This is a genomic window from Streptomyces sp. V3I8, assembly GCF_030817535.1.
In the GTDB taxonomy this organism is placed as follows: Bacteria; Actinomycetota; Actinomycetes; order Streptomycetales; family Streptomycetaceae; genus Streptomyces.
Window position 1 is genome coordinate 6,788,283 of sequence record NZ_JAUSZL010000002.1, and the last position, 20,740, is coordinate 6,809,022.

A 20,740-nucleotide genomic window follows, 5' to 3' on the forward strand; every position below is an offset into this window, starting at 1 on the left:
GATACGCCCCGGTTGGGCCGCCCACGAGACCGGGGCGGCGGTGTCCGGGCCAGGACGACTGCGCCGTACCGCGTACGGCCGTACCCGACATGCGCCGTACGGCAGGCGGGCCGACACTGGGCGTAATGCTCGAGTAGAGCCGTATAGGAGGCAGCCATGGGCTGGTTGTGGGCGATCATCGTGGGATTCGTACTGGGCTTGCTTGCCAAGGCGATCATTCCGGGCAAGCAGCACAGTCCGCTCTGGCTCACCACGATCTTCGGAATCATCGGCGCGATCGTGGGCAACGCGATCGCCCGCGGCATCGGCATCGGCGAGACCAGGGGCATCGACTGGGGCCGGCACGCCCTCCAGCTCGTGGCCGCGGTGGTCATCGTCTTCCTGGGCGACATGCTCTACACGGCGATGAGGGGCAACAAACAAAGAGCCTGAACACAAGCAAAAGGGTGCGGGCCCGTTTCGGGCCCGCACCCTTTTGCTTTCAGGGGAGCGGGGAACTGCGCACTCTTTTGCTTTCAAGGGCGCGGGCGGTGAAATCCGCGGCCGCGCCGCGGTGCGCGACAAACCACGACACACCCGCACCCGGCAAACCGACCCCCCTCTCCCCGGGAGGCGCGGCCTCCCTGAGGCCTAAGGCGCGACCTCCACGGCGGCAAGGCTCTTCTTGCCCCGCCGAAGCACCAGCCACCGCCCGTGCAGCAGATCCTCCGCACCGGCGACGGCGTCCTCGGAGGCGACCTTCACGTTGTTCACGTACGCCCCGCCCTCCTTGACCGTCCGCCGCGCGGCGGACTTGCTCGCCACCAGCCCGACCTCGGCGAACAGGTCGACCACCGGCCCCGGCGCGGACACCCGCACCCGGGGCAGCTCGGACAGCGCGGCGTTCAGCGTCGCGGCGTCGAGTCCGGCCAGCTCGCCCTGCCCGAACAGCGCCCGCGACGCGGCGATCACGGCCGCGGTCTGGTCGGCGCCGTGCACCAGCGTCGTCAGCTCCTCCGCCAGCGCCCGCTGCGCGGCCCGGGCCTGCGGCCGCTCCTGCGTCTGCCTCTCCAGCTCCTCCAGCTCCTCCCGGGACCGGAAGGACAGGATCCGCAGGTACGTCGAGACGTCCCGGTCGTCCACGTTCAGCCAGAACTGGTAGAACGCGTACGGCGTCGTCATCTGCGGGTCGAGCCAGACGGCGCCGCCCTCGGTCTTGCCGAACTTGGTGCCGTCCGCCTTGACCATCAGCGGCGTCGCGATGCAGTGCGCCTGGGCGTCCGGTTCCAGGCGGTGGATCAGGTCCAGGCCCGCCGTGAGGTTGCCCCACTGGTCGCTGCCGCCCTGCTGGAGCGTGCAGCCGTACCTGCGGTACAGCTCCAGGAAGTCCATGCCCTGCAGCAGCTGGTAGCTGAACTCCGTGTAGCTGATGCCCTCCTGGGACTCCAGCCGCCGGGCGACCGAGTCCTTGGTGAGCATCTTGTTCACGCGGAAGTGCTTGCCGATGTCCCGCAGGAACTCGATGGCCGAAAGACCGGCCGTCCAGTCCAGGTTGTTTACCATGACCGCGGCGTTCTCGCCCTCGAAGGACAGGAACGGCTCGATCTGGGAGCGCAGCCGGCCGACCCAGGCGCCGACCGTCTCCGGGTCGTTCAGCGTGCGCTCCGCCGTCGGGCGCGGGTCGCCGATCTGGCCGGTCGCCCCGCCCACCAGGGCCAGCGGACGCAGGCCCGCCCGCTGGAGGCGCCGCATGGTGAGGACCTGCACCAGGTGCCCCACGTGCAGCGAGGCCGCGGTGGGGTCGAAGCCGCAATAGAACGTGACGGGACCGTCCGCGAGCGCCTTGCGCAATGCGTTCTCGTCGGTGGACAGGGCGAACAGCCCGCGCCACTTCAGCTCGTCGACGATGTCCGTCACGGTTCTCGTGTCTCCTTGAATGATCTTCGGGGTTGCGGCCGGCCGGAAAGCGGCCGACCGCGAGGCTATCGAGGTTATACGCCCTGGCTGACCGAGCTCATGTTGAAGTCCGGCACCCGCAGCGGCGGCATCGCGGCCCTGGTGAACCAGTCGCTCCACTCGCGCGGCAGCGTCTTCTCGGTCCGTCCCGCCTCGGTCGCCCGGCCGAGCAGCCCCACCGGCGACTCGTTGAATCGGAAGTTGTTGACCTCACCGGTGACCTCGCCGTTCTCCACGAGGTAGACGCCGTCCCGGGTCAGCCCGGTCAGCAGCAGCGTCGCCGGGTCGACCTCGCGGATGTACCAGAGGCAGGTCAGCAGCAGTCCCCGTTCCGTGGCGGCGACCATCTCCTCCAGGGAGGTGTCCCGGCCGCCGTCGAGGACGAGGTTGCCGATGCCGGGGGCCACCGGCAGCCCGGTCAGGCCCGCGCTGTGCCGGGTGCTCGTCAACTGCCTCAGCTCGCCCTCGCGGACCCACTCGGTGGCCCCGAGGGGCAGCCCGTTGTCGAAGACGGAGGCGTCGTCCCCGGAGGAGTGCGTGAGCACGAAGGGGGCGCTCTCGAGGCCGGGCTCGTTCGGGTCGCTGCGCAGGGTCAGCGGCAGGTCGGTGAGCCGGTCGCCGACGCGGGTACCGCCGCCGGGCCTGCTGAACACCGTCCGGCCCTCGGCCGCGTCCCGGGCCGCCGACGACCACAGCTGGTAGATCATCAGGTCCGCGACGGCCGTCGGCGGCAGCAGCGTCTCGTACCGCCCGGCGGGCAGGCCGACGCGCCGCTCGGCCCAGCCGAGCCGCACGGCCAGCTCCGCGTCGAGCGCCGCCGGGTCCACGTCCTTGAAGTCCCGCGTCGAGCGGCCGGCCCACGCCGAACGCGTACGGTCCGGCGACTTGGCGTTCAGCTCCAGCGTCCCGTTGGGCTGGTCGTGACGCAGGCGCAGCCCCGTCGACGTACCGAGGTAACTGGAGACGAGCTCGTGGTTGGCGAAGCCGTACAGTTCCCGGCCGCCCGCACGCGCGCGTGCGAACGATTCGCCGAGCGCCGGGGCGAAGTCGGTGAAGACGGCCGACGAGGTCTCGGCGGGCGCGTCCGTGAAGCCGGGGGAGGCGGGCACGCCCTCGACGAGCGGCTGCGCGTCCTCGGCCGGACCGGCGCCGCGCGCCGCGGCCTCGGCGGCCCGCACCAGCGGCTCCAGCTCGTCCGCGGTCACGGCCGAGCGCGACACGACCCCGGAGGCGGTGCCCTCGCGGCCGGCGACCGTCGCGACGACGGTCAGCGTGCGCCCCCGGGTGACGCCGTTCGTGGTCAGCGCGTTGCCCGCCCAGCGCAGGTTGGCGGTCGACCGCTCGTCGGCGATGACGACACAGCCGTCCGCCCGGGACAGTGCGAGGGCGCGCTCGACGATCTCGTGCGGCTTGTTCGAGACAGCGCTCATCGACCGGCCTCCTGCGTGGTGTTGAGGATGTTGACGCCCTTGAAGAGGGCGGACGGGCAGCCGTGCGAGACCGCCGCGACCTGGCCCGGCTGGGCCTTGCCGCAGTTGAAGGCACCGCCCAGGACGTACGTCTGCGGACCGCCGACGGCCGCCATGGAGCCCCAGAAGTCCGTGGTCGTCGCCTGGTAGGCGACGTCCCGCAGCTGGCCGGTGATCCGCCCGTTCTCGATCTTGAAGAACCGCTGGCCGGTGAACTGGAAGTTGTAGCGCTGCATGTCGATCGACCAGGACCGGTCGCCCACGACGTAGATCCCGCGGTCGACGCTCCCGATCAGGTCCTCGGTGGACATCCCGGCGGGGTCCGGCCGCAGCGACACGTTCGCCATGCGCTGTACGGGCACATGGCCGGGGGAGTCGGCGTACGCGCAGCCGTTGGACCGCTCGAAGCCGGTCAGCCTCGCGATCCTGCGGTCCAGCTGGTAGCCGACGAGCGTGCCGTCCTTCACCAGGTCCCAGGACTGCCCGGCGACCCCCTCGTCGTCGTACCCGACGGTCGCCAGCCCGTGCTCGGCGGTGCGGTCACCGGTGACGTTCATCAGCTCGGAGCCGTACCGCAGCTTGCCCAGCTGGTCGAAGGTCGCGAACGACGTCCCGGCGTACGCGGCCTCGTAGCCCAGCGCCCGGTCCAGCTCGGTGGCGTGCCCGACGGACTCGTGGATGGTCAGCCACAGGTTGGACGGGTCGACGACCAGGTCGTACACGCCCGCCGTGACGCTCGGCGCGCGCATCTTCTCTGCGAGCAGCTCGGGGATCCGGCCGAGCTCCGACTCCCAGTCCCAGCCGGTGCCCGTCAGGTACTCCCAGCCACGGCCGACGGGCGGCGCGATCGTGCGCATGGAGTCGAACTCGCCGATCGACTCGTCGACGGCCACGGCGGTCAGCTGGGGGTGCAGGCGGACCCGCTGCTGGGTCGTCACCGTGCCCGCCGTGTCCGCGTAGAACTTGTTCTCGTGCACGGTCAGCAGCGAGGCGTCGACATGACTGACGCCGTCCGCCGCGAGCAGCCGCGCGCTCCAGTCCGCCAGCAGCCCCGACTTCTCCTCGTCCGGTACGGAGAAGGGGTCGATCTCGTACGAGGAGATCCACGTCTTCTCGGCGTGCACGGGCTCGTCGGCCAGTTCCACGCGCTCGTCCGAGCCCGCCGCCTTGATCACCTTCGCCGACAGCTTGGCCATGGCCACGGCCTGCGAGGCCACCTTCGCGGCGGCGTCCATCGTCAGGTCGACGCCGGAGGCGAACCCCCAGGTGCCGCCGTGCACGACCCGCACCGCGTACCCGAGGTCGGTCGTGTCCGACGACCCCGCGGGCTTGGCGTCCCGCAGCCGCCAGGACGCGCTGCGCACCCGCTCGAACCGGAAGTCCGCATGGTCGGCGCCCAGCGCCCGGGCCCGCGCGAGCGCCGCGTCGGCCAGCGCGCGTAGGGGCAGTGCCAGGAATGACTGATCGACCTCGTGGGGCACGAGTGGGTTTCCCTTCACTTCGGACCGTCGAAAACACCAGCCCGAAGTGAAACACGCCCCGCGCGCACCGTGTGCGGGGATTCTCCCGCCACCCGGGCCGTCCGCGCACCCGGCCCGGACGGCCGCCCGGAGCGCGCCGACTGTAGGGATCCGACAGCGGGCGGGGTGCGCCACTGTCGGTGCCCGATTCTTCGGGCGGATGACGGTACCGATAGGTTTCCGAGGTACCAGACCGGCTATCGAAAGGGTGATCCGTTGAGCCGCTCGGTTCTCGTCACCGGAGGAAACCGGGGCATCGGCCTCGCCATCGCCCGCGCTTTCGCCGACGCGGGCGACAAGGTCGCGATCACGTACCGGTCGGGCGAGCCACCGGCCGCCCTCACCGAACGGGGCTGCCTCGCGGTCAAGTGCGACATCACCGACAGTGAGCAGGTGGAGCAGGCCTACAAGGAGATCGAGGCCGCCCACGGCACGGTCGAGGTGCTCGTGGCCAACGCCGGCATCACCAAGGACCAGTTGCTGATGCGGATGTCCGAGGAGGACTTCACGTCCGTCCTCGACACCAACCTGACGGGCACCTTCCGCGTCGTGAAGCGCGCCAACCGCGGCATGCTGCGCGCCAAGAAGGGCCGCGTCGTCCTGCTCTCCTCGGTGGTCGGCCTGCTCGGTTCGGCGGGGCAGGCGAACTACGCCGCCTCCAAGGCCGGCCTGGTCGGGTTCGCCCGCTCGCTCGCCCGTGAGCTGGGCTCGCGGAACATCACCTTCAACGTCGTCTCGCCCGGTTTCGTCGACACCGACATGACCAAGGCGCTCACCGACGAACAGCGCGAGGCCATCGTGAAGCAGGTGCCGCTCGGCCGGTACGCGCAGCCCGAGGAGATCGCCGCGACGGTGCGGTTCCTCGCCTCGGACGAGGCCTCGTACATCACTGGAGCCGTCATCCCCGTAGACGGCGGACTGGGAATGGGTCACTGATCACCATGAGCGGAATTCTCGAGGGCAAGCGCGTCCTGATCACCGGTGTGCTGACGGAGGCGTCCATCGCCTTCCACACGGCGAAGCTGGCCCAGGAGCAGGGTGCCGAGATCATCCTGACCGCGTTCCCGCGGCCCACGCTGACCGAGCGCATCGCGAAGAAGCTGCCCAGGCCCACCAAGGTCATCGAGCTCGACGTGACGAACGACGAGCACCTCGGGCGGCTCGCCGGGATCGTGGGCGCGGAGCTGGGCGGCCTCGACGGTGTCGTGCACTCCATCGGGTTCGCCCCGCAGGACGCCCTGGGCGGCAACTTCCTGAACACGCCGTTCGAGTCGGTCGCCACGGCCATGCACGTCTCCGCCTTCTCCCTGAAGTCGCTGACCATGGCCTGCCTGCCCCTGATGCAGAACGGCGGCTCGGTCGTCGGCCTCACCTTCGACGCCCAGTACGCCTGGCCGCAGTACGACTGGATGGGCCCGGCCAAGGCCGCCCTGGAGGCCACCAACCGCTACCTCGCCCGCGACCTGGGCAAGCGGAACGTGCGCTCCAACCTCATCTCGGCCGGTCCGCTCGGCTCGATGGCCGCCAAGTCCATCCCGGGCTTCAGCGAGCTGGCGGCCGTCTGGGACGACCGCGCGCCCCTGGAGTGGGACCTCAAGGACCCCGAGCCGGCCGGCCGCGGTGTCGTCGCCCTGCTCAGCGACTGGTTCCCGAAGACCACCGGCGAGATCGTCCACGTCGACGGCGGCCTGCACGCGATCGGCGCGTAAGCGCCCGCGCACACGCCCGCCCACGGTGTCGGCGCCCCGTTCCCCGCAGTGCGCGGGGAGCGGGGCGTCACCCGTTCGGCTCCGTCGGCCGGGCGGCCGGGCGGGGGAACGGCTCACCCTGGAGGAGGAGTTCCTCTCCCGAGACGCCTCCAGAGCCCAGCCGAGGAGGTTCCTTTGTGCGCCTCTCCCAGGCCCGATGCACCCGTCGGCTCCCCAGGACCAGCTTCGCGGCACCCCCTGTCGCCCTGTTCGCCGCTCTGACCCTCGTCCTCACGGTGCCCTGCGACGCCGCCCCGCACGCTGCGAGAACCGTCCCCCACGCGCGCGTGCCCGTGGAGGAACGGCCTTTCGGAGCGGTGTGCCGGACCGTCGTCGACGGTTCACACGTGACCGCGGACTGCCGCAACCCGTATCCCGAACCCGATCATGTCGGTCTGCACATCGAGTGCGAGCGCTGGTGGGACCTGGACACCGACGGGGCGCGGGTCGAGGCGGGGCCCGCCCAGAACGTCCGGCTGACCGGCCGCTGCTGGAAGGAGGTCCGCTCGGCGTGGATCACCCACCAGAGGTGACGCCGCCCGGCCTCCCCGGGCGGCACAGGAACGGGTAGCCGGCCGCCTCCGTCGCGGCCGTCTGCGCGTCGCCCGCGCGGATCGCGTCCACCAGGCGCGTGTGGTCCATGTGCGTCTCGGGCGTCAGCTCCCCGCCGACGTCCTCGCGCAGCCAGTCGCGCACCACCTCGCCCAGGTCCGCGTACATCGCCGTCATGACGTCGTTGTGGGACGCGGCCACCACGGCCAGGTGGAAGGTCGTGTCGGCGCTCACGAAGGCCTCCGCGTCCCCCGAGCCCCAGGCCTCCTCGCGGCGTACGAGGAGGGCGTCCAACTGCTTGAGGTCGCGCTCGGTGCGCCGCCCGGCGGCCAGTCGCGCCGCACTCGACTCCAGTGTGGAGCGCAGCTCGGCGATGTGCCGCGGGTCGGCGTCCGCGAACCGGCGGTGCATCACGCCGGCCAGCTCGCTGGTCGCGACGACATAGGTGCCCGACCCCTGGCGGATGTCGAGCAGACCGTTGTGCGCGAGGGCGCGGACGGCCTCCCGGACCGTGTTGCGGGCCACTCCCAGCTGCTCGACCAGTTCCGGCTCGGTGGGGATGCGGGACCCCACCGGCCACTCGCCGGAAGTGATCTCGTTGCGCAGCGCGGCGATGACCTGCTCGGACAGCGCCGAACGGCGGGGATGGCTCAAGGGCATGACGGTCCTTCGCGCCAGGGGGTGCACCGGATGGACGCACCGTAGTGCGGGTGTCCCGGGACCGTGCACCGGGAGAGTGGACAACCAATCATCCCATGATTCTATGATGGGGTTCATGACTGGCGAGGAAACCCGGACGATCATGTCCCCACCGATACGCGGCTCCGTGCGGGACGCGGACCCCCACGCGCCCCGCACGCGCGCGTGGATGACGCGTCTGGTGATCGCCGGCATCGTCCTGACCGCTCTCAACCTGCGTCCCGCCATCACCAGCTCGGGCGCCCTGCTCGAAGAGGTGCGCGACGGGCTCGGCATGAGCGGCAGCGTCGCCGGACTCCTCACCTCCGTACCGCCCCTGTGCTTCGCCGTCTTCGGTGTCATGGCGCCGCGCCTGGCCCGCCGTTTCGGGCCCGCCGCCGTGGTCTGCGCGGGCATGCTGGCCATCGGCACGGGCCTGGTGGTGCGGCCCTTCGCCGGGAGCACGGCGGGATTCCTGGTCGCCAGCGCCCTCGCCCTCATGGGCATCGCGGTCAGCAACGTCCTCATGCCGGTGATCGTCAAGCGCTGGTTCCCGGACCGGGTCGGCTCCATGACCGGCCTGTACTCCATGGCCCTCGCCCTCGGCACCGCCACCGCGGCCGCCGTCACGGTGCCCATGACCCGGGCCCTGGGCGGCAGCTGGCAGGCGGGCCTCGCCGTCTGGGCGGCGCTCGCGGCCGTCGCCGTCCTGCCCTGGCTCCCGCTCGTACGGGCCAAGGGCACCCCTCTCTCCGTGGGGCCCGCCCCCGCAGGCCCCTCCGTCAGCCCCTCCGCCGTTCCCGGGGCCGGCCCGGCCCCCGGCGCGGGCCCCGAGCCCGTGCCCGCGCCGCTGCGGATCACCCGGAGCCGGACCGCCTGGGCGCTCGCCGTCTTCTTCGGGCTCCAGGCCACCGCCGCGTACATCACGATGGGCTGGATGGCACAGATCTTCCGGGACGCGGGGGTCCCGGCCGGTACCGCCGGCCTGCTGCTCGCCGTCACGATGGTGATGGGCGTGCCCCTGGCCTTCGTCATACCGCGGCTGGCCACGCGCCTGCCCCACCAGGGGCCGATCGTGATCGCCCTCGGTCTCTGCGGCTTTGCCGGCTACGCAGGGCTGTACCTCGCCCCGGCGGGCGGCGCCTGGGCGTGGGCCCTGCTGCTCGGCATCTCCAACTGCGCCTTCCCGCTGGCCCTCACCATGGTCGGCATGCGGGCCAGGACCGGAGCGGGGGTCGCGCAGCTCTCGGCCTTCGCGCAGAGCACCGGCTACCTCATCTCGATCCCCGGCCCGCTGCTGGTCGGCGTCCTCTACCAGCACAGCGGCGGCTGGGGCCTGCCGATCGCGCTCATGGCGGGCCTGATGGTCCCGCAGATCGTGGTGGGCGTCCTGGCGGGCCGCGACCGCACCGTCGAGGACGAGGCCGCCGCCCGGTGACCGCCCCGGTGACTGCCCCGATGACCGCCTCGGCGGCCGTCCCCGGCCGCCGACCCCACCTATGAGGATCCGGGCGAGGAGTGCGAGACTGGCCGTATGCCCGTGCTCGATCCGAATCCCAAGAACGGCCAGAAGAAGATGCTGCTCGTCTTCGGCGCGTTCCTCCTCATCTTCGTGGTCATCGGCGTCATCGCGTCGATCGCCTCTCCCTGATGGTGGGGTTACCCCCACCATCCCCTAGGGGGCGGGTGTCAGGGTCAAGTGGGTGGATCACCGGATGGGCCGCGGGGCCCCGGTTCCGTACCTTCGAGAAGTGGCCGCGAGGACGTGGACCACGGAGCACTCGGAGCCCCACGGAGGCGGCATGTCGGCCCCTACGCACACCCCGCCCCACCCGGCGACCGGGCGCCGCGTCGAACCGCGGCTGCCCTGGTGGGCGCTCCTCCTGCCCGCCCTCGCCTTCGCGGCGCTGCTGCTGCTCATCCTGAACCCCGCGGACGCCCACGCGGCGGGCGCGGACCCGGTGGTCGGCAACCTCTTCGAGCGGATCCAGCAGATCGTGCTGCGCCAGGGCTCCTGAGCCCTCCGCCTCCCACGGCTTCCGCCTCCCGCGGCTTCGGCTCCCCAGGGCGGGACAGCGCATCAACTCCCTGCGCCCCATGGCGTGTTTCATGCGAAACTGGGACCCATGAGCGTCGCAGAACCCCGCAGGATCGTCCTTTTCCGGCACGCGAAGGCCGACTGGCCCGACGTGGCCGACCACGAGCGTCCGCTCGCCGAGCGGGGCCGCAAGGACGCCGCCGTCGCCGGACGCAGACTGGCCGACAGCGGCATCCCCTTCGACCTGGCCCTCTGCTCCACCGCGACCCGGACCCGCGAGACCTGGAAGCTCGCCGTCCAGGAGCTCCCGCACCGGCCGAAGACGGTCTACGAGGAGCGCCTCTACGAAGCCTCCCCGGGCGAGCTGATCGCCGTACTGAACGAGACCCCGGACGACGTGCGCAGCGGTGTGCTGATCGGGCACAACCCCGGGGTGCACGGCCTCGCCGACATCCTGGGCGGCCGGTCCGAGGGGGACGCGAAGGAGCGGATGAGCCACCGCGAGTTCCCCACCGCCGCCTTCGCGGTGCTTTCCTTCACCGGCTCCTGGAAGAGCCTGGAGCCCGGCGCGGCCACGCTGGTCGACTTCTGGGGCCCGTCCGAGTGATCACTCCGTAGTACGGACGGGGCCCGGCACCTTCGTGGCGCCGGGCCCCGTCCTCCTCGGGGAACATCGAGGGACGTCAGGGAACATCGAAGGACGCCGCGGGACCTCAGAGGATGCCGGCACGTCGGGAAACGCTCAGTCCACGTGCATGTCCGCCGCCTCGACCTCTTCGCGCGTCACGCCCAGCAGGTAGAGGACCGTGTCCAGGAAGGGGAAGTTCACCGCGGTGTGCGCGGCCTGGCGCACCACCGGCTTGGCGTTGAAGGCGACTCCGAGACCGGCCGCGTTGAGCATGTCCAGGTCGTTGGCGCCGTCGCCGATCGCCACCGTCTGAGCCAGCGGCACGCCCGCCTCCGCGGCGAACCGGCGCAGCAGCCGCGCCTTGCCCGCGCGGTCCACGATCTCGCCGACGACCTTGCCGGTCAGCTTCCCGTCGACGATCTCCAGCGTGTTCGCCTGCGCGAAGTCGAGGCCGAGCCGCTCCTGCAGATCGTCCGTGACCTGGGTGAAACCGCCGGAGACGACACCGACCTGGAAGCCCAGCCGCTTCAGCGTCCGGATCAGCGTGCGCGCTCCCGGCGTCAGCCGCACCTCGCTGCGCACCTTGTCCACCACGGAGGCGTCCAGCCCCGCGAGCAGCGCCACGCGCGCGTGCAGCGACTGCTCGAAGTCCAGCTCGCCGCGCATCGCGGCCGCCGTCACCTCGGCGACCTCGTCCTCGCAGCCGGCGTGCGCCGCGAACAGCTCGATGACCTCGTCCTGGATGAGCGTGGAGTCCACGTCCATGACGACCAGGCGCTGTGCCCGCCGGTGCAGCCCGGCCGCGACCACCGCGATGTCCACGCCGAGGGCCGCCGCCTCGGTCACCAGCGCGGTCCGCAGGCCCTCGGGCTCCGTACCGGAGACGGCGAACTCGACCGCCGTCACGGGGTACTTGGCGAGCCGGAAGATACGGTCGATGTTGCCGCCGGTGCCGGTGATCCGGGCGGCGATGGCGGCCGTCGACTCCGCGGTGAGCGGATGCCCGAGGACGGTCACCAGCGACCTGCCGTGTCCGCGCGGCCGGTTGTCGCCGTGCCCGGAGATGATCTCGGCCTGCAGCCTCATCGAGTCCGCCCAGCTGTGCACCGTGGCGCGCAGATCGCCCTCCAGGCCGGCCGGCGGGTGCGTCACGAGCGCGCACAGCACGATCCGGCCACGGGTGACGACCTGCTCGATGTCGACCACGTCGACCGAGTAGGCGGCGAGGGTGTCGAACAGCCCGGCGGTGATGCCGGGCCGGTCCTTGCCGAAGATCTTGACGAGGAGAGTGGGGACATCAGACGTCTGTGATGCGCTCATGGTGCCTACACCGTATCCGGCACTCCGTGCCGGATGCCCCCGAGGTCCGACTGACGGACAGGGAACAGTACATGTCGCCCGGATGCCGCCGGTCCCCGCAGCCGGTGGCCTCCCCCTGCCCTCGCCTGTCCGCCCCTGTCCGCCCGCGCCGCCCCGTGCCGCCCGCGTGATCCGTCCGGTCAGCGCCGTCCGCCCGGTGCGCGGGGCGGGGGAGGGGGCGGCAGCTCGTCCGGCGGGGGCGGTGGCGGCCCGTCCTGCGACGGCCGGGGCCGGCGCGGGGGACGACCGGGAGACCCCGGGCGGGGCGAAGGCGTGACGGGCCCGATGACGGTCTGCGCCCCGTACACGTCGTCGGGCGGCCGGGCGCCCGGTGGCTGCCCGCCCGGCCGCCGGGGCTGTTCTCCCGGGGGCGGCGGCTGCGCACCGGGGCTGTGGGGCCGCCCGCCCGGGTCCCGGGGGCCGGCCGGGGGCCGGGAGCCGCCGGAGGGCCGCGGGCCGGGGCGCCCGCCGGGCCCGGGGTCCCGCAGTTCGTCCGGCACCCGCAGGTACGGGTTCGTCTCCGGGTTGGCCGGCCGGAACGGCGTACCGGGGCGGTAGGGCCCGGTCTCCCCGGCGGCCTCCGCGTACGCGGCGACGGCCGCCGGGACGCCCGCGCCCGTGTCACCCCGTGCCGACGGTGCCGCCTGCCGTCCGGCGGCGCCCGAGGCACACGCGAGCAGCGCGCCCGCCGCCCCGGCGCCCGCGCCCCAGAGCGCGCCGAGCAGCAGGGCCATGCCGAGCTGCCCGCGCAGCTCGATCCCGGAGTCGAACGCGTCGATGCCGAGCACGGACAGCGAGGCGTCCACGGACACCTCGGTCAGCCAGACCAGCGACGGCAGCGCGAGCGCGGTCGCGATCCCCAGCCGCAGCGCGCACCGGGCGGCGAAACCGAGGACGCCCCGTTCCCGTACGAACGGAGTGCGGGCCGCGGTCAGGACGCCCGCGAACAGCATCATCAGGGCCGCCGCGATCCCCAGCAGCCAGACCCGGCCGTCCAGTTCGGCCAGCCTGCCCAGCGTGACGGGATCGTCGGAGAACTTCAGGAGGTCGTCCATGGGATCCGGCAGGAACTGCAGGAACGGACCCGTGGCCTTCCCGTCCCACGGCACGAAGAGCCCGACCGGGATGCCGAGCCACACCCCGTTGGGCGCCCCGAGCAGGGCGGCGCCGGCGATCCGCTTCGGGTGGTCGTCGCCGATCATCGCGTACGCGGCCGCCGCGAAACCCGCGAGGACCGCCACCAGTAACACCGTGACCAGTGCGTTCACCGCGGGCCGCACCACGCGGTGCACGGCCGTCCAGCCGCTCGGCAGCGGGGTGCGGCGCGAGGCCAGCAGCGCGAGCGTCAGCACGCCGAGCACGAAGCCGAGGCCGCCGAGGAGCGTCGGCACGGTGTCGACGGTGAAGCCCACCTGGGCGTTCGCGTCCGCGAGGTCCCCGAGCCGGTCCGGCAGCAGACCGCCGATGTCGCCGAGCCCCGGCACCTCCACGTCGTCCGGCACTGCGCCGCCCGGCAGCTCGTCGAGCCCGAGGGAACCGCCGTCGATCGTGATGACGTCGTGTCCCGCCCAGGCCAGACCGCCCAGCAGCGCCACGAAGAGGACGGCCACCGTGCCCGCCCGGGCCAGCAGTTCGGCGGGCGCGACCACCGCGCCGGCCGCGCGCAGGGAGCGCAGGAAGAACCAGGCCAGCAGCAGCGCGCCGACCAGACCGACGCCGAGTGGCGTGATCTGGAGGGCGGTCTCGGTCTGCGCGCCGTCCAGACCGAAGGCCGACAGGTCGCCGGAAGGGGTCACCGATCCGCCGGCCCCGAGCGCCACGACCGCCGCGGTCATCGGCCCGAGCGAGGCCGTCCCGTCCGCACCGAGCAGATGCAGCCCGAGCGCCGCCACGCCCGTCATCCCGATCAACGCCCAGCTCACGGCGGCGATCGAGGACAGCAGCACCTCACCCACCGGTACGCGCCTGCCGTGTCCCACGGACCCGTCGCTCATCGTCAGCCCCCCGACTCCACACCGGCGACGCCTCCGTCGCGGTGTCCCCCTCGCGTGGGATTACCACTCTCCGGGGCGATTTCAACCCCGTCAACGGAAACGGACAAGCCGCCCGTACGCCGTCTTCCCGGGGCCCGACTTTCGGTCAGGGGGCTCCTACTGAAATAGTTCCCCACGATGTTCGACATCCCTAGACTCCCTGTGTTGGGGGTAAATCGGGGGACAACACAGTGGGGCATGGAGTGCCGGAACTCGTACTGGAATTGAACGGACGGACCTGGACGCTCGACGCGTCCAGGCCATACACGCTCGGACGCGATCCACAGGGGGACGTCGTGCTCGACGACGCCAGGGTGTCCTGGCGTCACGCGACGATCAGCTGGGGCGGCCGCGGCTGGGTCATAGAGGACCACGGCAGCACCAACGGCACGTTCGTGCAGGGGCAGCGGATCCACCAGATGGAGATCGGCCCCGGCTCGGCCGTCCACCTGGGCAACGCGACCGACGGACCCCGCGTGAGCCTGACGGGCGCCGGGACCGTGGCACCGCAGCAGTCCCGCTCCCAGCAGCAGCCGTACGCCGCCCAGGGCGCGCCCGCGGCCGGCTGGGCGCAGCAGGCCCCGCCGCAGCAGCAGGCGCCGGAGCAGGGCCTGCCGCAGCAGCAGGGCGGGTACGTCCCGCAGCAGCAGGGCCCCGGCGCCGGCGCGGGGGCGCCGCCGGTCTACGGCGACCGCAGCCCGACCACGTTCCACCAGATGTCCCTCGGCCGCGTGATGCGCATCGGCCGTGCGCTGGAGAACGAGCTGGTCGTCTCCGACCTGCAGGTCTCGCGCCACCACGCGGAGTTCCACGCGACGCCCGACGGGCGGGCCGAGATCCGCGACCTCGGGTCGCACAACGGCACGTTCGTCAACGGTATGCCGATCGCCAAGGGCGGCTCCGCGCTGCTCGGCCCGAACGACATCGTCGGCGTCGGCCACTCGACGTTCCGCGTGGTGGGCGACCGCCTCGAGGAGTTCGTCGACACCGGTGAGGTCTCCTTCTCGGCCCGCCACCTGACCGTCACGGTCGACGGCGGCAAGCAGATCCTCAAGGACGTCTCCTTCGGCGTACCGGAGAAGTCGCTCGTCGCGGTCATCGGCCCGTCCGGGTCCGGCAAGTCGACGCTCCTGAAGGCGCTCACGGGCTACCGCCCCGCCAACGAGGGCGACGTCCTCTACGACAACCGAAACCTCTACAAGCAGTTCGCCGAGCTGCGCCAGCGCATCGGTCTGGTCCCGCAGGACGACATCCTGCACAAGGAACTGACCGTCAAGAAGGCCCTCAAGTACGCGGCCAAGCTGCGCTTCCCCGCGGACACCACGACGCAGGAGCGCGACGCCCGGATCGGCGAGGTGCTGCGCGAGCTCAAGCTGGACGTCCACAAGGAGAAGAAGGTCACCTCCCTCTCCGGCGGCCAGCGCAAGCGCGTCTCGGTGGCCCTGGAACTGCTCACCAAGCCGTCGCTGATCTTCCTGGACGAGCCGACCTCCGGCCTCGACCCGGGCATGGACCGCGACGTCATGCAGCTGCTGCGCGGCCTCGCCGACGACGGCCGCACGGTCCTCGTCGTCACGCACTCCGTGGCCGAGCTGGCCATCTGCGACAAGCTTCTGGTCATGGCGCCCGGCGGCTCGGTGGCCTATTTCGGCCCGCCCGAGGAGGCGCTGAACTTCTTCGGCTACGACACCTGGGCCGATGTCTTCTCCGCCTTCGAGAACTACCGCGACTACGACTGGGCGGGACGCTGGAAGGGCTCGCAGCACTACCAGATGTACGCCGCGGACATCGACGCGGTCGCCCCGCAGTCCGTACACATGCCGTCGGCGCAGGCGATGCGGCCGCCGAAGCCGCAGGGCTGGCTCTCCCAGCTGGGCACCCTGGTCCGGCGGTACGTGTCGGTCATCGCGTCCGACAAGGGCTTCCTGGCCCTGACGGTGATCCTGCCGGCGGTCCTCGGCGCGGTCAGCCTGCTCATCGAGCCGGACAAGACGCTGCTGGTGAACGAGAAACTGCAGCCGAACGGCCTGCCCATCCCGAACAGCACGGCCGCGACGGTCCTGCTGATCCTCGCGGTGGGCGCCTGCTTCGCGGGCGCCGCGAACTCGGTCCGTGAGCTGATCAAGGAACGGGTCATCTACGAGCGGGAGCGCGCGACCGGTCTGTCGCGCTCCGCGTACCTGATGTCCAAGGTCATCGTCCTCGGCGTCATCACCATGTTCCAGGGCGCGCTGGTCGGCGCGATCGGCTTCATGAGCCGGACGATCCCCGACAAGGGCCTGATCCTCGGCGGCGCGGTCGCGCTCGAGCTCTCCCTGCCGATCATGGCGCTCGGCTTCACCTCGATGATGTTCGGCCTGGTCATCTCCTCACTGGTGAAGACCGCCGAGAAGACCATGCCCCTGCTGGTGATGTTCGCGATCATCCAGGTCGTCTTCACCGGGTGCCTGTTCCCGCTGAACGGCGCTCTGGGCGTCAACCAGTTCTCGTACCTGATGCCGTCGCGCTGGGCGGTCGGCGCGGCCGGCTCCACGCTCGACTTCAACAAGATCAACCCGCACAACACGGCCGAGACCGATCCGCTCTGGGACCACGACGCGCTGACCTGGGTCCTGGACATGACGGCCCTGTTCGCCCTCGCCGCGGTCTGCGCCTTCCTCGTGGCCCGCTTCCTGCGCCGCCACGAGCCGGAGGTCATGCGCAAGTAGTTCCCGCGCACGTAGCCGCGGCCCCGGTCCGGACCGGACCGGGCGAGGACACGCGAAGGGCGGCATCCCCGGTGGGGTGCCGCCCTTTCGGCGTACGCGTCAGAGGTCCGCGCAGGCCTCAGTACGCACTGTTGACGTTGTCGATCGAGCCGTAGCGGTCGGCCGCGTAGTTGGCGGCGGCGGTGATGTTGGCGACCGGGTTGTACTGGCTGTGGACGGTGCCGGCGACATGGTAGGCGTCGAAGGTCGGCTTGATGACCTGCAGCAGACCGATCGACGGGACGCCGTTGATGGCGTTGATGTCCCAGCCGTTGATCGCGTTCGGGTTGCCCGAGGACTCCCGCATGATGTTGCGGTGCAGCCCGTCGTACGTACCCGGGATGCCGTGCTTCTTCATGATGTCCAGCGACTGGCGTATCCAGCCGTCGAGGTTGTTCGTGTAGGTCTTCGCGGCGACCGGCTTGACCGCGGCACGCTGGGTGGAGCGGCTCGGCGCCTCCTTCACCTTGCGGGCGTCCTCGGCCTTCTTCTTCGCGGCGTCCGCGGCGGCCTTCTTCGCGGCGGCGGCGTCGGCCGCCTTCTTCTTCGCGGCGGCGGCCTGGGCGTCGGCCAGCTGGCCGCTGAGACCGACGGTCTTCACCTTCAGCTGCTCCGAGGAGAAGGTGACCGGAGCGGCGGCGACCGGGTCGGCGCCGACCCGGGTGTCCTGGGTGTCGGCGGGCGCGAGGGAGAACGCGAGGGCGGCGGCGCCGAGCGTGGCGACACCGGCGAAGGAAAGCTTGTGGACCTTGGTCAGGGCGGGGATGCGACCAGGAATGCTGTGCTGCTCGGGCATGGCTGGAGGACCTCTTCGATAGCGCGGAGGCCGCTCTGCGTCCGGTGGGGACAGGATGTTTCCGGAACCAACGCCGTGGGTAACCGCACCCGGCGTCGAGCGACGAGAGCCATTGTTAGCGGCCGCAATTTTCCGTGGCAAAGGTGTGACGTACGATCCCGGGTAGTGGACCCATGGGGCAAAACGGGACAGATATCCATACCTTTCCCGCTCAGCAGTGGTCCGATTGTCTCCTATGCCCGTTCGTACGTGATGTGTGCCCTATGTGCGGGCTCACATCCGCCACCTCCCGGTCTCACCGTTAGTTGCTGGAGCAATGCTCTGCGTGAGGGCCCTCGTCCCGCAGTACGAGGTGCACGTCGCCGAACTCGTGCCACCGGTGGCGCCCTCACCGCGTCGATCGGCCGCGCCGACGCCTCCGGGAGCGCGAAACGCTCCGGGTACCGCAGTGCGCGGGGGCCCTTCGGCCTAGGTCCAGCGGACCGGAGCGAGCCGCCACAGGCCGGATACGCGCTGTCACACCCCGCCGGTACCGTGAGGCCATGAGTCAAGGACCCACGTCGGGCCTGTACGCGGTCAGCACCGCGCTGCTGGCCATGAGCAGGCACCTGGAGGTGCGCGACGTCCTCAAGACGATCGTCGCCTCGGCCCGCGAGCTCCTCGACGCGCAGTACGCGGCCCTGGGGGTCCCCGACGACCACGGGGGCTTCGCCCAGTTCGTCGTGGACGGGGTCAGCGACGCGCAGTGGAAGGCCATCGGTCCGCTCCCGCGCCAGCACGGCATCCTCGCCGCGATGCTGCGCGACGCCCACCCGGAGCGCCTCGCCGACGTGCGCGAGGACCCGCGCTTCGAGGGCTGGCCCGCGGCCCACCCCGACATGTCCGACTTCCTCGGCCTGCCCGTCCGCGACGGCGACGAGGTCATCGGCGCCCTGTTCCTGGCCAACAAGAACCGTTCCGGGCCGCGGAGCGCCCGCGGTTTCACCGAGGACGACGAGGAACTGCTGGGGATCCTCGCCCAGCACGCCGCGATCGCCCTCACGAACGCCCGCCTGTACGAGCGCAGCCGCGAACTGACCATCGCCGAGGAGCGCTCCCGCCTCGCCCACGAACTGCACGACGCCGTCAGCCAGAAGCTGTTCTCCCTGCGCCTCACCGCCCAGGCCGCCGCGGCCCTCGTGGACCGCGACCCGGTCCGCGCCAAGGACGAACTGCAGCAGGTGGCCGCCCTCGCGGCCGAGGCCGCCGAGGAGCTGCGCGCCGCCGTCGTCGAACTGCGCCCCGCCGCCCTCGACGAGGACGGCCTGGTGGCCACGCTGCGCACCCAGATACAGGTCCTCGACCGGGCCCACTGCGCGCGCGTGACCTTCGGCAGCCGCGGCGTCCGCGCCCTGCCCGCCGCCCAGGAGGAGGCCGTGCTGCGCGTCGCGCAGGAGGCGCTGCACAACGCGCTGCGGCACTCGGGCGCGGCCCACGTCGACGTCACCCTGGAGAAGCGCGGCCCCGGCGCCGTCCTGCGGGTCGGCGACGACGGGGGCGGCTTCGAGCCCAGGGAGATCCGTCGCGCCGGCCGGCACCTGGGCCTGGTCTCGATGCGGGACCGGGCGAACGGCGTCGGGGGCGCGCTCACCGTGGAATCGGCGCCCGGCAAGGGCACCACGATCGAGATGGAGGTCCCTGGTGGCTGACGCAATCAAGGTGCTGCTCGTCGACGACCACCAGGTGGTCCGCCGGGGGCTGCGCACCTTCCTCGAGGTGCAGGACGACATCGAGGTCGTGGGGGAGGCCGCCGACGGCGCCGAAGGGGTCGCCCGCGCCGAGGAGCTGAAGCCCGACGTCGTCCTCATGGACGTCAGGATGCCGGGCATGGACGGCGTGGAGGCCCTGCGCAGGCTCCGCGGACTCGACAACCCCGCGCGCGTGCTGATCGTCACCAGCTTCACCGAGCAGCGCACGGTGATCCCGGCCCTGCGGGCGGGCGCCGCGGGCTACGTCTACAAGGACATCGACCCGGACGCCCTGGCCGGCGCCATCCGCTCGGTCCACGCGGGGCACATCCTGCTCCAGCCCGAGGTGGCGGGTGCGCTGCTGTCCCAGGAGGAGACCGCCTACGGCCAGGGCCGGGGCAGCGCGCTCACCGAGCGGGAGCGCGAGGTGCTCGGACTGATCGCCGACGGCCGCTCGAACCGCGAGATAGCCCGCGCGCTCGTCCTCTCCGAGAAGACCGTCAAGACCCACGTCTCGAACATCCTGATGAAACTCGACCTCTCCGACCGCACCCAGGCCGCGCTCTGGGCCGTACGCAACGGTGTGACGGACTGATGACCTGCTGATCCTCGCGACGGCCGTCATCGGGGGCGGCGGAGCGGAGCGGTTCCCTCCGGTCTGAGATTCATACCGTCGTGGGAATGTCCCCCGAATGGCGCATCCTTCCCGGGCGCCGGCCGTTCTCCAGTGCGTGCTGCGGCGTTCTTGCCGCAGTGGTTCACAAGGAGAGGGCTCAGAAGTGAAGAACCTGAAGAAGGCCGCAGCCATCACGATGATGGCCGGTGGCCTCGTCGCCGCCGGCGCCGGTTTCGCCTCCGCCACCGACGGCGGTGCGCACGCGGGCGGCCAGGCCGTGGGCTCGCCGGGTGTCGCCTCGGGCAACCTCGTCCAGGTCCCGGTCGCCATCCCGGTGAACGCGGTCGGCAACACCGTGAACGTCATCGGCGTCCTGAACCCGGCGTTCGGCAACCTCGGCCTGAACCGCTGACGCGGGCCCCGGTTCCGCGGTGACCACCGGCTCCCGGGCACGCCCGGGAGCCGGTCCGGTTGTCGGCAAGTCGGACCACTGGCCCGAACGGGCAGAACGCGCCTGCCCGCCGTGCCGTCCCGGCCCTTCGGGCGTTGCTCAGGCTACGGTCCGCGGCTGGGCCGGATACGCAATCGCAGGAGGAACGCTTCTCATGAACATCGCCAAGAAGGCCGCCATGGCCGTCACCGTCGCCGGTATCGCGGCGGGTGCCTCGGCCGGTGCGGCCGTCGCCGACGCCGGCGCCGACGCCGCGGCCGTGAAGTCCCCGGGTGTCATCTCGGGCAACGCGGTCCAGGTCCCGATCCACATCCCCGTCAACGTCGTCGGGGACACCATCAACGTGATCGGCCTCCTGAACCCGACCTTCGGCAACACCGGCGTCAACGACTGACGTTCCGCCCGGACGGCGGCCCCGCGGACCACACGGTCCGCGGGGCCGC

At 71.7% G+C, this 20,740-nt stretch carries 20 protein-coding genes; 13 read left to right on the plus strand and 7 right to left on the minus strand.

Annotated features, from left to right (window positions below):
• Positions 1-156 precede the first annotated feature (156 nt).
• A complete protein-coding gene (locus QFZ75_RS29990; protein ID WP_307541862.1) occupies positions 157-432 on the plus strand; it encodes a GlsB/YeaQ/YmgE family stress response membrane protein in 276 nt (91 codons plus the stop codon).
• Between the two features lie 198 nt (positions 433-630).
• Here the strand turns inward: QFZ75_RS29990 and tyrS are convergent, their stop codons facing one another.
• The 3 genes from tyrS to QFZ75_RS30005 form a co-directional block, all read right to left on the minus strand.
• Positions 631-1,896 carry a tyrosine--tRNA ligase gene (gene tyrS / locus QFZ75_RS29995; protein WP_307541864.1) on the minus strand — a complete coding sequence of 422 codons (1,266 nt, stop codon included), beginning with the start codon at positions 1,894-1,896 and terminating at the stop codon, positions 631-633.
• A 74-nt stretch (positions 1,897-1,970) separates the two neighbouring features.
• Complete coding sequence (locus QFZ75_RS30000) at positions 1,971-3,365, minus strand: metallopeptidase TldD-related protein (RefSeq protein WP_307541866.1); 1,395 nt, start codon at positions 3,363-3,365, stop codon at positions 1,971-1,973.
• Positions 3,362-4,885, minus strand: coding sequence for a TldD/PmbA family protein (locus tag QFZ75_RS30005; RefSeq protein ID WP_307541867.1), 1,524 nt, complete (start codon positions 4,883-4,885; stop codon positions 3,362-3,364). Before QFZ75_RS30005 ends, QFZ75_RS30000 begins: the two co-directional genes overlap by 4 nt.
• A gap of 255 nt (positions 4,886-5,140) precedes the next feature.
• Here QFZ75_RS30005 and fabG point away from each other — a divergent pair, with 255 nt between their 5' ends.
• From fabG to QFZ75_RS30020, 3 genes are all read left to right on the plus strand, one after another.
• The gene (gene fabG / locus QFZ75_RS30010; RefSeq protein WP_307541870.1) at positions 5,141-5,860 is read left to right on the plus strand and encodes a 3-oxoacyl-[acyl-carrier-protein] reductase; all 720 of its coding nucleotides are present in this window, start codon (positions 5,141-5,143) and stop codon (positions 5,858-5,860) included.
• Positions 5,861-5,865: 5 nt separating this feature from the next.
• On the plus strand, positions 5,866-6,633 hold the full coding sequence (gene fabI, locus QFZ75_RS30015; protein WP_307541872.1) for an enoyl-ACP reductase FabI: 768 nt from the start codon (positions 5,866-5,868) through the stop codon (positions 6,631-6,633).
• Between the two features lie 386 nt (positions 6,634-7,019).
• Positions 7,020-7,205 carry a hypothetical protein gene (locus QFZ75_RS30020; RefSeq protein WP_307541873.1) on the plus strand — a complete coding sequence of 62 codons (186 nt, stop codon included), beginning with the start codon at positions 7,020-7,022 and terminating at the stop codon, positions 7,203-7,205.
• Here the strand turns inward: QFZ75_RS30020 and QFZ75_RS30025 are convergent.
• Positions 7,189-7,884, minus strand: a complete 696-nt coding sequence (locus QFZ75_RS30025; RefSeq protein WP_307541875.1) for a FadR/GntR family transcriptional regulator — start codon at positions 7,882-7,884, stop codon at positions 7,189-7,191. The two genes, QFZ75_RS30020 and QFZ75_RS30025, sit on opposite strands and share 17 nt — an antisense overlap.
• Before the next feature lie 115 nt (positions 7,885-7,999).
• Between QFZ75_RS30025 and QFZ75_RS30030 the strand changes: the two genes are divergently transcribed.
• From QFZ75_RS30030 to QFZ75_RS30045, 4 genes are all read left to right on the plus strand, one after another.
• On the plus strand, positions 8,000-9,340 hold the full coding sequence (locus tag QFZ75_RS30030; RefSeq protein ID WP_373465966.1) for a CynX/NimT family MFS transporter: 1,341 nt from the start codon (positions 8,000-8,002) through the stop codon (positions 9,338-9,340).
• A gap of 96 nt (positions 9,341-9,436) precedes the next feature.
• Positions 9,437-9,553, plus strand: coding sequence for an SGM_5486 family transporter-associated protein (locus QFZ75_RS30035; RefSeq protein ID WP_107017780.1), 117 nt, complete (start codon positions 9,437-9,439; stop codon positions 9,551-9,553).
• A gap of 151 nt (positions 9,554-9,704) precedes the next feature.
• Complete coding sequence (locus QFZ75_RS30040) at positions 9,705-9,920, plus strand: hypothetical protein (protein ID WP_307541880.1); 216 nt, start codon at positions 9,705-9,707, stop codon at positions 9,918-9,920.
• Between the two features lie 108 nt (positions 9,921-10,028).
• The gene (locus QFZ75_RS30045) at positions 10,029-10,547 is read left to right on the plus strand and encodes a histidine phosphatase family protein (RefSeq protein ID WP_307541882.1); all 519 of its coding nucleotides are present in this window, start codon (positions 10,029-10,031) and stop codon (positions 10,545-10,547) included.
• Between the two features lie 135 nt (positions 10,548-10,682).
• Here QFZ75_RS30045 and serB read toward each other — a convergent pair whose 3' ends face one another.
• Together serB and QFZ75_RS30055 are read right to left on the minus strand one after the other, a co-directional pair.
• Complete coding sequence (gene serB, locus QFZ75_RS30050; protein WP_307541884.1) at positions 10,683-11,888, minus strand: phosphoserine phosphatase SerB; 1,206 nt, start codon at positions 11,886-11,888, stop codon at positions 10,683-10,685.
• A 179-nt stretch (positions 11,889-12,067) separates the two neighbouring features.
• Positions 12,068-13,921, minus strand: coding sequence for a streptophobe family protein (locus tag QFZ75_RS30055; protein ID WP_307541885.1), 1,854 nt, complete (start codon positions 13,919-13,921; stop codon positions 12,068-12,070).
• A 242-nt stretch (positions 13,922-14,163) separates the two neighbouring features.
• On the opposite strand from QFZ75_RS30055, the gene QFZ75_RS30060 reads away from it, so the two are divergent.
• Entirely contained in the window at positions 14,164-16,668 is a 2,505-nt protein-coding gene (locus QFZ75_RS30060; RefSeq protein WP_307541888.1) for an FHA domain-containing protein, read from the plus strand.
• Positions 16,669-16,786: 118 nt separating this feature from the next.
• Here the strand turns inward: QFZ75_RS30060 and QFZ75_RS30065 are convergent, their stop codons facing one another.
• Positions 16,787-17,503 (minus strand): transglycosylase SLT domain-containing protein, encoded by a 717-nt coding sequence (locus QFZ75_RS30065; protein ID WP_307541890.1) that lies wholly within the window; start codon positions 17,501-17,503, stop codon positions 16,787-16,789.
• A 542-nt stretch (positions 17,504-18,045) separates the two neighbouring features.
• Between QFZ75_RS30065 and QFZ75_RS30070 the strand changes: the two genes are divergently transcribed.
• The 4 genes from QFZ75_RS30070 (at position 18,046) to QFZ75_RS30085 (ending at position 20,691) form a co-directional block, all read left to right on the plus strand.
• On the plus strand, positions 18,046-19,191 hold the full coding sequence (locus tag QFZ75_RS30070) for a GAF domain-containing sensor histidine kinase (RefSeq protein WP_307541893.1): 1,146 nt from the start codon (positions 18,046-18,048) through the stop codon (positions 19,189-19,191).
• A complete protein-coding gene (locus QFZ75_RS30075) occupies positions 19,184-19,825 on the plus strand; it encodes a response regulator transcription factor (protein WP_307541894.1) in 642 nt (213 codons plus the stop codon). The genes QFZ75_RS30070 and QFZ75_RS30075 overlap by 8 nt, the downstream gene beginning before the upstream one ends.
• Positions 19,826-20,009: 184 nt before the next feature.
• Complete coding sequence (gene chpE, locus QFZ75_RS30080) at positions 20,010-20,258, plus strand: chaplin ChpE (protein ID WP_307541895.1); 249 nt, start codon at positions 20,010-20,012, stop codon at positions 20,256-20,258.
• Positions 20,259-20,451: 193 nt separating this feature from the next.
• A complete protein-coding gene (locus QFZ75_RS30085) occupies positions 20,452-20,691 on the plus strand; it encodes a chaplin (protein ID WP_307541897.1) in 240 nt (79 codons plus the stop codon).
• Positions 20,692-20,740: the final 49 nt, after the last annotated feature.